Here is a 10,525-nt window from a genome sequence, read left to right as displayed (position 1 = left end):
TTCGGTTCAGTCCCCTTCGATCAATGCCGCGCCGCCCTGCGCATCCAGATCGAGCATCGCCGGCGCGTCCGCCTTCGTCGCCGGCCATTTCGGCAGCCCTGTACCGTTCGGGTTACCGGTCTTGACGAAGTTCACGAGATACGCGCTCGCGGTGTGCGCCGCCGCCCGGTCGGTCGCGCTGGTCTGCGCACCATATTTTATCGCTGCGGTATCGAAGAAGAATGGGATGTCCGTCGCATGCGATGCGCCCGCGGTTTTAGCGGTCCGAACCGACGTCGCCACATACGAGAACCGGTAATGATAGGTCGGCACGCCCTTCGCCGCGAGCACCGCCGCGGTGTCGCGCGCGCCGGCGATCATATAGCCTTGCGGCCCACCGATATCGTCACTGGTCGCGCCAATCATCACCGGCACCCGGGCGAACCGTCCCGCGGCATAGGCGGCGACGGGATCGACCGCGAGCCTGCCATCGACCACCGGCCCGCTATACGTCCGCGGCCCCGATCCCGGCGTGAACATCGCCGCCAGGCTCAAGCCATCGGTCACCTGGTCCGCCGACAGTCGACGCAGCTTGGCCAAGGCCTGCGGATCATCGGCCGCAATCCCCTTCGACTGCGCGAACGCGATGCCGATCGTCTCCGCCGTGGCGATCGTCCCGGCAGGCCCGGTGCTGGGGCCGCCCGATTGCACCACCGCCTTCTGGAATGTCCCGCGCGCCATCGGTGACGTCAGCAAAGTGTGGACCGACATGCCGCCTGCGCTTTCGCCGATGATCGTCACGTTGACGGGGTCGCCGCCGAACGCCGCGATGTTGCGCTTGACCCATTTCAGCGCGGCGAGCTGATCCATATAGCCATAATTGCCAAGCAGCCCGTGATCGGGATCCTGCTTCGTCAACTGCGGATGCGCGAACGTGCCGAACCGTCCGAGGCGGTAATTGAAGCTGACGACCATGATGCCGGACTTGGCCAATTCGCTGCCGGAATAGGTCGGTGGCGACGATCCGCCGTTCACGAAGCCGCCACCGTAGATCCACACCATCACCGGCAATTTCGCCTTCGCACCAGCGGGCTTCCACACATTGGCATAGAGGCAATCCTCGGCCGGCGGCGTGCCAAGCGGCGCGGCATCGCTTGGGAAAGGTTGCTGCATGCAGTCATTGGCATAGCGGCTCGCGTCGCGCTCGCCGCGCCAGGCGGCCGCGGGCTGGGGGGCTCGCCAGCGGAGCGGACCGACCGGCGGCGCAGCGAACGGAATACCCTTGAACGCCACGACTCCACCGGACTCGCGACCCTGCAATCGACCGGTATCGATCCGCGCACGCGTCTCGCCAGCTTCGGCTTGCGCCAATGTCGAACTGGCCAGCAAGGCCGCCGCAAGGGTGAAGGTCAAACGCATGGCACTATCCTCGTCTCTGATCGAAGCGATAACGGCCGAAGCGCGCGACAGAAATCAGTGATGGGGCCCGCGGCGGGAAATCGAACCCGGACCCATCTCCTGCATCGCTGTAACGCAACGTCTGACAATTCCGCCACATTGGCCTGGCAATGGTAGCGCACAGTTAATCGCATAGACAACGGCTGGCTGAACGTAGCGTATAGTATCGACGCAGCCATGATGACTGGGGCAAAGGCGATCCGAACGCTTTCGAAACCTCACGATGGGAAAGCCGCCACCAGATGCCCGCGTGAACACGCCTCCGACGTCGTCCATTGGCGTCTAATCTTCTGGTCGCAGGCTTCGTGCCACCGACACCGATGTGCTTGGACGGTGCCGCCGGACGATCGCAACCGATTTGCCCCCGACAGAGTAGACTTGGCGGTCGGTTTAGATAATCATGGCGTTTGCCAGACACTTGAAGGGTAAAGCCTTGGTATCCTGCTACTCACCGACCCCGGTTTTGGAACAGATCGGTGAACGGTGGTGGCGACGCATCGGGGCTGGCACCGGATCTGGTAACGGCGTCGCCGGCGGTGAACTCGACGGCCCAGGCCCGCTCGACGTTCTTCGAAAGGCCGATTGGGTATGGAAACCTGGCGACAGTGCGTTGCAGCCGTTTGCACCCCGGCAGGCCGTCGAGAAACGCATTTCCGGAAAGGCGGTCCTCGCCTGCCGGGTTCTGCTCTCGACCCGCGTCCATGATTGCCGCGTCATCGCCGAGAGCGCCGGGGGATTTGGCTTTGGCAAGGCGGCGCTGACCGCCTCACGGATCTTCCGGGTTCATCCCCCGCGGCGCAACAGCAAGCCGCTGAACGATGCGTGGGTCGGCATTCCCGTTGTTTGGATCACGGACTCCGTGGTCAAGATGGGCAAGCTGGAAATCGTGACACCAGCCGTCCCAGACACCGCGCCGACCCACTGAGTACATAACAGCGACCCGCGATCGGGCGCACGGATAGAATTCTCAAGTTCCGCCAAGGCGATGAGCCTGGCCGCGTCTGCGAACACAGCCCGTTAGCAAACTCTCAATCAGTCGCTGCGAAACCATCCCGCCGGATCACCCGCGGGTCTGGCTGTACTCTAAGCGCTCTGATTTGCCAGCAATCCTGCAGGCGTTGCAGGACGGACGTTTTTGGAACGGGAAGGTGCGCCAGTGACGCTAAATGCAATCTGCAAGGCCATCTTGGGATGGCTTCCGCCCGTATATTTATTGGCGGGCTGGGCTGTCAGTGGATGGTATGTTTTCCACTATACCAGTGCAGTAGCCGCAATCGGGATAGTTTCGGGCATCGCGATATTCGTCCATTACAATGTGATAATCCGGTCGAATATCGTGGACGAACGCAAGTCTATTGACCTGGATCGGGCAGCCAAGATCGCCCTTGTTCTCGCCAGCTTGGGATTTTGTGCAGTATTTCTGTATCTGGTGATCGCCAGCTGGACAGCCTATAAGGCGTACGCGGCTGCACCGCTATTTGGCGTCGGAATGGTCTACGTTCCCGCCTTCTCGCTCGGCGTTGCTTCGGCCGCGTATATAAAACTGATCGCGGTGCACGTATCCAAGCTCAAAGGGTGACGCGAGCAGGCCGGTCGGGGATGCCGGCTAAGAGGTCGCGCGGGTCAAAAGCCCGGGGATCGCGCGACGTGGACGACCGGGAAACGAGATAGATGGGCCGGTCGTCGGACCGGCCCACTATACTTACGCCTTCTTGCGCGCGCGCTTCGGGCTTGCGGCGGCCTCGGTGTCTTCCTCCTCGTCCGGCGAATCCTCACCGGCTTCGGTCAATGCCTCGCCAAGCGCCTTGAGTTTCTCCTGCGACTTGTCGGACTTGTCGGCGATCTTGGTCGTCGCCGTGCCCAGGCGGTGCAACAGCGCATGGACGCGATCCGCGTCGGGCGTGTCCTTTTCCAGTTGCTTGCGCAGCGAGGCGAGGTCGCGCAGGATGCCCTTGGCACCCGCAGTATCGACGTCGGCCAGCGCGGCTTCCCAATCCTCAACCATGTCGGCACCCTTGGTGGGCTTGGTAGCATCAAGTCCGCGGTTGATCGCGTTCATCGTTCCGGCGAATTTAACGGCCATGTCATTCTCTCCGCAAAGCCTGTGGTGGCGATCGTCAACGCGGTGTCGAGGAGGAAATGTCCGGGCGGATCGGGTTACCGTATTGCTCTCGATCAATTGGGTGACGAAAACCGTACGGACCGTATCCTGGGTTATCTTTTGCCGACGCGGCCAAGGCCGAAGTCGACGGGCGGGTGGTAGCTGAGGGACGCATGAGCCGACCGCCAAAACTCGGCAACCGCGCTAATTCTCCATCAAGGACAACAGTTGCCAACAGCCCACACCCGGCGCAGCGGCACGCAACGACCCCCACCGCCACGCCGGTATTTAAGCGAATTCCTCAGGCGAGCGTCAACCCAACATCCACATTCCCCCGCGTCGCGTTGGAATACGGACAAATCTGATGTGCTGCATCGACCAGTTTCTGCGCATCGTCACGCTCCAGACCCGGCAACGATACCGTCAGGTCGGTCGTGATACCGAAACCACCCGCGGACCGGGGACCAATGCCGACCTTGGCCGTGACCGCGACGTCTTCGGGCAATTTCATCTTCAACTGCTGGCCGGCGACCTTCAGCGCGCCGATGAAGCAGGCGGAATAACCGGCCGCGAACAGCTGCTCCGGGTTGCTGCCGTCGCCGCCTGCGCCGCCCAGTTCCTTTGGCGTCGAGAGCGCGACGTCGAAGCGACCGTCCTGCGAACGAGCATGTCCGTCACGACCACCGGTTGCTGTGGCTTCAGTGGTGTATTTCACGTCGATCGACATTTTGAGTCTCCAATTGCTTATCGCGATAAATATCTAGGTAGCCTTGCTACGGTTGTCCAGCATTATTTTGTGCAATAATAATTTCCGTGATAGTGATAGTTATAAAGGAGCTATATGTGTCCGACCCTCTGCCACTCGACGATCAACTGTGCTTTTCGCTCTACGCTGCGACGATCGCGATAAATCGTGCCTATAAGCCTGCGCTCGACCGGCTTGGCATAACCTACCCGCAGTTTCTCGTTCTTCAGACCTTGAACGAGGTTCAGGATGGCCGTTCGATCGGCGCCATCGCCGAGAGGCTCGCGCTGGAACCGAGCACGATCACGCCACTGGCCAAGCGTTTGGAGGCAGCGGGGCTCGTTACGCGGATTCGCAATCCCGCCGACGAGCGTGAGGTCCGCGTCCGTTTGACCGACGCGGGTCGCGCCTGCTGGGCTGAGACGGGATGTCTGGGGCCGTTGATCGTGGAACGATCGGGAATGACGCCGGACAGGCTGGCGTATCTCAACGCTGAAGTGGCGGCGCTTCGTCAGGCGCTAGCGCTCAAGCCCGGGGCCAAATCCGCAGTGGTTCAATGAAATTTGCGGTAGATCTTAGGATGCATCTGCTAAAAGCATAGGCGCTAAGATGAAGCCTTCGCTCATTTGATGAGATAGCAACCCGTCATTCCGCCCCGCGGTTGCGGCTCCGACTGACAATGTCAGAGGGGCTGCCGCTGCGCCCGCAACCATCCCGTAATCGAATACCGCTTCGTCGGCGCGGAGGGCGTTACATAGGACACGCTGTGGAGTTGCGGGACAGCTAGGATATCGAGCGTGTTGAAGTCCGGGACAAGTCCCTCGACCATGCCGTCGCGATGATGGAACAGCAGCAGGCCGCCCCATTCGGCGCGCCACTGCGGGGTGAGGCCGAACACATAGGCCGCACGTCGATCCTTGCCGGCAACCTCGTCGTCGTGCGCGGTGAGGAAGTCGCAGGCTGCGTGGGCGGTCGCCTGCGCATCGACGAACCGCGTATCGTCGGCGCCGGTGATCGCCTTCAGCACCGCCAGCGGGGCGGGACTCGACAACTACGAAGCGAATAGCGTGAGCAGATCGGGGTTCGCTACGCGTGCGCCCACGCCGTCCGCCACGCGGATCGTCTCGTAGCGATATTGGCAACCGTTCTCGGCGCCCTTGTGAACCGCGGCATCCAGCGCCTTTCGCTGCGGATCGCTCATCGCGTCGCGGACCGAGCGATCGAGTTCGTAAAAAAGTGTCGTTGCTGTTCAGCACCTGCCGCCAATCCGCATGGTCCTGAAGATATGCGTGCAGGCGTTGCGGCCCATCGCCCGACAACAGGTCCTTAATCCTGACGCGACCTGCGCGCGCGTACCGCGCGCGCAGGTCCGAGACATCGAGGTTGGGGTTGAGCAGGAATGGGTCGGTCGGCATCGAAAACCTCGCAGAGGATGCCCACACCTAACGCCGATGTGCGGCCAGCAGAAGGGTGCGTGTTTATCCCGCTACGCCACCGATATGAGTTCCAGCGCGCGTGGTGGAGCCGAGGGGAATCGAACCCCTGACCTCTGCAGTGCGATTGCAGCGCTCTCCCATCTGAGCTACGGCCCCGCGCGGTTGGCCATAGGCCAGGATCGATGATCTAGCGGCTCGATTTGGGCGTTGCAACCGGGTTGGCGCGACTGCGCCAACTGACCTTCGGCGCGTCGTCGCAACGGAGCGTCGGGTCGCCGTCAAGTTGCCGCAATCACAGGAACATTCCGCCAGCTTGGCGCTTGTAATCCTCGGAATGTACGACCCCGCGATCAACGGGGCCGGCAGCCGCAGGACAGCAATTAGGAGGTTCCTATGGTCTACGAACGCAACACCCGAGATCGCCAGTCGGGCGACTATTACGGTCGGCCGAACTCGAACGACTATGGTCGCGATTTCCGCGCAGACGGTGGCGGTTATGGCCGTTCCAGCGCGCGTGAGTATGAAGCCGCCGGCGAATATGACCGCGACGACAACCGCAGCGGTCGCGGCCAGGGATATCAGGGGCGTGACGACCAGGGACGCGGCGACCAATATGGTCGCGAGCAGGGCGGGCGTGACTATTACGGCGGCCACAATGACCGCTCGCAGCCATCGGGCGGCGATCGCTATGGCCAGTCGCGCTACGGACAGGGATCGGGCCAGGGTTACGGCCAGCAAGGTTATGGCCAGCAGGGTTACGGGCAGCAGGGCTATGGCCAGCAGCGCTCCGGCCAGGGCTATGGCCAGCAGTCCTACGGCCAGCGCAGCCAGGGTTCGGGCGATACCGAATATCACGGCAGTTATGCATCGGACGGTCGCCGCTTCGAGGATGTAGGCCGCAACCGCGATGCCGATGACGACAACCGCAACACTTCGCGCGGCGGCAGCCGTAACGAGGGGCGTGACTATGGTCGCCAGCCACAGGGCTATGACTATGACGATCGCGGGTTCATCGCGCGCGCAGGCGACGAAGTTCGCTCGTGGTTCGGTGACGACGAGGCCGAGCGCCGCCGCGAAGCCGATGCACGCTATGACGAGCGGTCCTATGGCAACTCGGACAACAGCTCGTTCGGCAATCGCTCGTCGAACACGCACGACGACCATTATCATGGCTGGCGCAGCACGCAGATCGCGGCGCTCGACCGTGACTATGACGAATATCGTAACGAGAACCGCTCGAAGTTCGAGAACGAGTTCTCGTCGTGGCGCAACGAGCGCCAGGGGCAGCGCAGTTCGCTGTCGCAGGTCACCGAGCATATGGAAGTCGTCGGCTCCGACGGCAGCCATGTCGGCACGGTCGACAAGGTGAAGGGCGACCGGATCCTGTTGACCAAGAACGACCGCGATGCGGGCGGTGTGCATCATTCGATCCCGTCGCGCTGGATCAAGACCGTCGATGGCAAGGTCACGCTGTCGAAGTCGGCCGACGAAGCCAAGTCGGCGTGGAAGGAAGAAGAGCGCAACTCGGCGATGTTCGAGTACGGCGATCGTACGGGCGGTGACAAGAAGGATGCCGGCACCAGCGGTTATGCGTCCAGCTCGCAGACGGGCAGCACGGCGACCGGCAGCACCGGGACCAGCACGGCATCGACCACGGGCACGACGACCGGCGGTACGACCACTGGCACGACGTCGGACACGCTCGGCAAGTCGGGTTCGACCACGTACTAACTGGTTGAACTAACTGGTTGAAAGCGTTGGCTGGCGTCGCATGATGTCAGCCGAACAGGGGCCCGGGCGGAAACGTCCGGGCCTTTTTGCAGGTTGCGTTGAGTGTGCGTTTCGCCATACCCGCAACACGAATAATCAAGACAGGAGCAAGTTTATGGCCCGTGCATGGAGCCTGAAGGCACGTCCGCAAGGCATGCCGAAGCATACCGACTTCGCCATGATCGATCTCGACCAGTCGACGCTCGGCGCCGGCGAGGTGCGCATCGCCAATCGCTGGCTGTCGGTCGACCCGTACATGCGCGGGCGGATGAACGACGTGAAGAGCTATGTCCCGCCGTTCGCACTGGGCGAGGCGATGCAGGGCGGCGCGGTCGGCGAAGTGGTCGAGAGCAACGACGACGGCATCAAGGTCGGCGACATGGTGCTGCACATGGCAGGCTGGCGCGACGAGGCGGTGGTGCCGGCCTCTCAGGTGCAGAAGCTGCCCGCGCTCGACGTGCCTCCGCAGGCGTTCCTGGGTCAGCTCGGCATGCCGGGGATGACCGGGTATTTCGGCCTGCTTCAGGTTGCCGAGGCGAAGGCGGGCGACACGGTGTTCGTATCGGCGGCGGCGGGTGCGGTCGGATCGACCGTGGTGCAAGTCGCGAAGGCCAAGGGCATGACGGTGATCGGGTCGGCCGGCGGCGCGGAGAAGTGCGCGTGGGTGAAGTCGCTCGGCGCGGATGCGGTGATCGACTATAAGAGCGACGTGCCGGTGGTGAAGGCGCTTGGCGAGGCTGCTCCGAAAGGAATCGACGTGTATTTCGACAACGTCGGCGGCGAGCATCTCGACGCGGCGCTGGCGCATGCGAACATGCATGCGCGGTTCGCGGTGTGCGGGATGATCGACGTGTATAACAGCGGGGCTGCGACGCAGCTGAAGTATCTTGCGCGGCTGATCGGTAACCGCGTGCAGATCCGAGGGTTCATCGTCAGCGACTACATGGATCGCGCCGAGGAGTTCTACAAGGACATGGGCAGGATGCTGGCGGCGGGGACGCTGAAGCGGCAGGAGACCGTGCACGAGGGTCTCGAGACGATGCCGGATGCGTTTCTGGGGCTGTTCTCGGGTGGGAACACGGGGAAGATGCTCGTCAAGGTTTGAGCGAGAGCCGGCCGGGGGATGAACTTTGGCATGTGTCCCGGCCGCTTTCTTGTTCTCCCGCGAAGGCGGGAGCCCAGTCTGGGTCCCCGCCTTCGCGGGGAAACAAGCTAAGCTAGGTCCTAGTTAGAGCCACTTCGCCTGCTTGAACTTCACGTACAGCGCGGCGCAGACGACCCCGATCACACCCAGTACGACGAAATATCCGTACTCTGTCTTCAACTCGGGCATGTTCTCGAAGTTCATGCCGTAGATCCCCGCGATCGCGGTCGGTACGGCGAGGATCGCGGCCCAGGCGGCGAGCTGGCGGGTGATCGCGCCGGTGCGTTGTTGTTCGAGCAGGTTGCTGAATTCGAACACCGACGTCAGCACTTCGCGCAGGCCCTCGACCATCGTCTGCACGCGGCGGACGTGATCGAGTACGTCGCTGAAATACGGTTTCGCTTCGGTATCGATGCACGGCAGGTCTAGGCGGACGATCTTGCTCGCGACCTCGCCCATTGGTCCGAGGATGCGCTGGAAGCGGATCATTTCGCGTCTCAGACCAAAGATACGGACAATTTCGTCGCGGCCGAGGAAGGCGTCGATGGTGCGTTGCTCCATCGCCAGCACCTCGTCCTCGATGCTCTCGACGATCGGGAGGTAGCCGTCTACGACGTAGTCCAGAATTGCGTGGAGGACGTAGTCGACGCCGTTGATGAGCAAGGTGGGCGCGGCTTCGAGCTGTTCGCGGAGTGCCCTGTGCGAGCGTGCCGAGCCGTGGCGGACGCTGATGATGTGACTGTGGCCGACGAAGATCGCGGTTTCGCCGTACGCGATCTTGTCGTCTTCGAGTTGCGCGGTGCGCGCGACCACGAACAGCTGGTCGCCGTACACGTCGACCTTGGGCAGCTGGTCAGCCTTGATCGCGTCCTCCACTGCCAGCGGGTGGAGGTTATACTGATCCTTCAGCGTCCGCATTTCCTCGGCCGACGGATCGCAGATGCCGATCCAGACGAACTCCGAGCGATCCGCGGGGCAATCGACCTTTTCGTCGATCGAGACCGCGCGGACACGCTTGCCATGACGATAGAGATACGCGGCGACGACCGTCATGGAGCCTCTGAATTACGCTAACGAGGCTCGCGCCGGTATCAGAACGCCGGGAGCACCGCACCCCGATAATGCTGCTCGATGAAGGTCTTGGTCGCCGGGCTACGCAGTGCGGCGATCAGTTTCACGACGCGCGGGTCCTTCTCGCCACCGGGCAGGCCGACGACGAAATTGACGTAAGGGCTGTTCTTGTCCTCGATCGCGAGCGCGTCGCGGACCGGGTTGAGCTTCGCGTCGAGCGCGTAGTTGGTGTTGATCAGCGCGAGATCGACCTCGCCGAGCGTGCGGGGCAGGGTGGCGCCCTCCAGTTCCTTGAAGTTCAGGTTCTTCGGGTTGGTGGCGATGTCGTTGAGGCTCGACAGCGGATTGGTCGGGTTCCGGAGCGTGATCAGCCCGGCCTTCTGGAGCAACAGCAGCGCGCGGCCACCGTTGCTCGGCTCGTTCGGGATCGCGACGGTGGCGCCGTTGGGGATCTGCGCGATCGACTTCCACTTGCGCGAATAGGCACCGAGCGGTTCGACATGGACGCCGGCGTAGGTCACGAGATGCGTGCCGCGCGAGGCGTTGAACTGGTCGAGATACGGCTTGGTCTCGAAATAACTCACGTCGATCTGCTTCTGCTCGACCTGGAGGTTGGGCTGGACATAGTCGTTGAAGACGCGGATCTGGAGGTCGACGCCTTCCTTGGCGAGCGTCGGCTTGATCGATTCCAGGATTTCCGCGTGGGGTACTGCGGTCGCGGCGATCGTCAGCGTCTTGCCGTCGTTGGTCTTGGCGCCTCCGCAGGCGGCGAGCGCGAGCAGCGAGAACGAGGCGAGCAGGGTGCGACGGTTCATACGAAA

12 protein-coding genes and 1 tRNA gene are annotated in these 10,525 nt (G+C 62.6%); 5 read left to right on the top strand and 8 right to left on the bottom strand.

All coding sequences use genetic code 11. From position 1 onward, the window contains the following. Positions 1-6: 6 nt before the first annotated feature. Positions 7-1,398, bottom strand: a complete 1,392-nt coding sequence (locus U1763_RS06715) for a carboxylesterase/lipase family protein (protein ID WP_332754615.1) — start codon at positions 1,396-1,398, stop codon at positions 7-9. 439 nt (positions 1,399-1,837) lie between these two features. Between U1763_RS06715 and U1763_RS06710 the strand changes: the two genes are divergently transcribed. Continuing rightward, complete coding sequence (locus U1763_RS06710; protein WP_332754614.1) at positions 1,838-2,362, top strand: TonB family protein; 525 nt, start codon at positions 1,838-1,840, stop codon at positions 2,360-2,362. A 411-nt stretch (positions 2,363-2,773) separates the two neighbouring features. Continuing rightward, positions 2,774-3,016: a hypothetical protein gene (locus tag U1763_RS06705; protein WP_165886456.1), complete on the top strand. Its 243-nt coding sequence runs from the start codon at positions 2,774-2,776 to the stop codon at positions 3,014-3,016. A gap of 123 nt (positions 3,017-3,139) precedes the next feature. Here the strand turns inward: U1763_RS06705 and U1763_RS06700 are convergent, their stop codons facing one another. Together U1763_RS06700 and U1763_RS06695 are read right to left on the bottom strand one after the other, a co-directional pair. Further along, positions 3,140-3,520 carry a hypothetical protein gene (locus U1763_RS06700; RefSeq protein ID WP_332754613.1) on the bottom strand — a complete coding sequence of 127 codons (381 nt, stop codon included), beginning with the start codon at positions 3,518-3,520 and terminating at the stop codon, positions 3,140-3,142. Positions 3,521-3,839: 319 nt separating this feature from the next. Continuing rightward, positions 3,840-4,265, bottom strand: coding sequence for an organic hydroperoxide resistance protein (locus U1763_RS06695; protein WP_332754612.1), 426 nt, complete (start codon positions 4,263-4,265; stop codon positions 3,840-3,842). Between the two features lie 116 nt (positions 4,266-4,381). On the opposite strand from U1763_RS06695, the gene U1763_RS06690 reads away from it, so the two are divergent. Continuing rightward, the gene (locus U1763_RS06690) at positions 4,382-4,843 is read left to right on the top strand and encodes a MarR family winged helix-turn-helix transcriptional regulator (protein ID WP_332754611.1); all 462 of its coding nucleotides are present in this window, start codon (positions 4,382-4,384) and stop codon (positions 4,841-4,843) included. A gap of 122 nt (positions 4,844-4,965) precedes the next feature. Here the strand turns inward: U1763_RS06690 and U1763_RS06685 are convergent, their stop codons facing one another. The 3 genes from U1763_RS06685 to U1763_RS06675 all read right to left on the bottom strand — a co-directional run bounded on the left by U1763_RS06685 (position 4,966) and on the right by U1763_RS06675 (position 5,875). Further along, positions 4,966-5,334, bottom strand: a complete 369-nt coding sequence (locus U1763_RS06685) for a 2OG-Fe(II) oxygenase family protein (protein ID WP_332754610.1) — start codon at positions 5,332-5,334, stop codon at positions 4,966-4,968. Next, a complete protein-coding gene (locus tag U1763_RS06680; protein WP_332754609.1) occupies positions 5,335-5,484 on the bottom strand; it encodes a hypothetical protein in 150 nt (49 codons plus the stop codon). A gap of 315 nt (positions 5,485-5,799) precedes the next feature. Continuing rightward, a tRNA-Ala gene (locus U1763_RS06675) sits at positions 5,800-5,875 on the bottom strand. A 237-nt stretch (positions 5,876-6,112) separates the two neighbouring features. Between U1763_RS06675 and U1763_RS06670 the strand changes: the two genes are divergently transcribed. Together U1763_RS06670 and U1763_RS06665 are read left to right on the top strand one after the other, a co-directional pair. Further along, complete coding sequence (locus tag U1763_RS06670; RefSeq protein ID WP_332754608.1) at positions 6,113-7,450, top strand: DUF2171 domain-containing protein; 1,338 nt, start codon at positions 6,113-6,115, stop codon at positions 7,448-7,450. A 154-nt stretch (positions 7,451-7,604) separates the two neighbouring features. Next, a complete protein-coding gene (locus U1763_RS06665) occupies positions 7,605-8,594 on the top strand; it encodes an NADP-dependent oxidoreductase (protein WP_332754607.1) in 990 nt (329 codons plus the stop codon). 123 nt (positions 8,595-8,717) lie between these two features. On the opposite strand, the gene U1763_RS06660 is transcribed toward U1763_RS06665, so the two are convergent. Both U1763_RS06660 and U1763_RS06655 read right to left on the bottom strand, forming a co-directional pair. Then, complete coding sequence (locus U1763_RS06660) at positions 8,718-9,686, bottom strand: magnesium and cobalt transport protein CorA (RefSeq protein ID WP_332754606.1); 969 nt, start codon at positions 9,684-9,686, stop codon at positions 8,718-8,720. A 38-nt stretch (positions 9,687-9,724) separates the two neighbouring features. Then, a complete protein-coding gene (locus tag U1763_RS06655) occupies positions 9,725-10,519 on the bottom strand; it encodes a MetQ/NlpA family ABC transporter substrate-binding protein (protein WP_332754605.1) in 795 nt (264 codons plus the stop codon). Between the last annotated feature and the right edge of the window lie 6 nt (positions 10,520-10,525).

Source organism: Sphingomonas sorbitolis (assembly GCF_036663875.1).
Classification (GTDB): Bacteria; Pseudomonadota; Alphaproteobacteria; order Sphingomonadales; family Sphingomonadaceae; genus Sphingomonas.
Note: the sequence above shows the minus strand (reverse complement) of the source record. Positions and strands in the feature narration are given on the sequence as shown.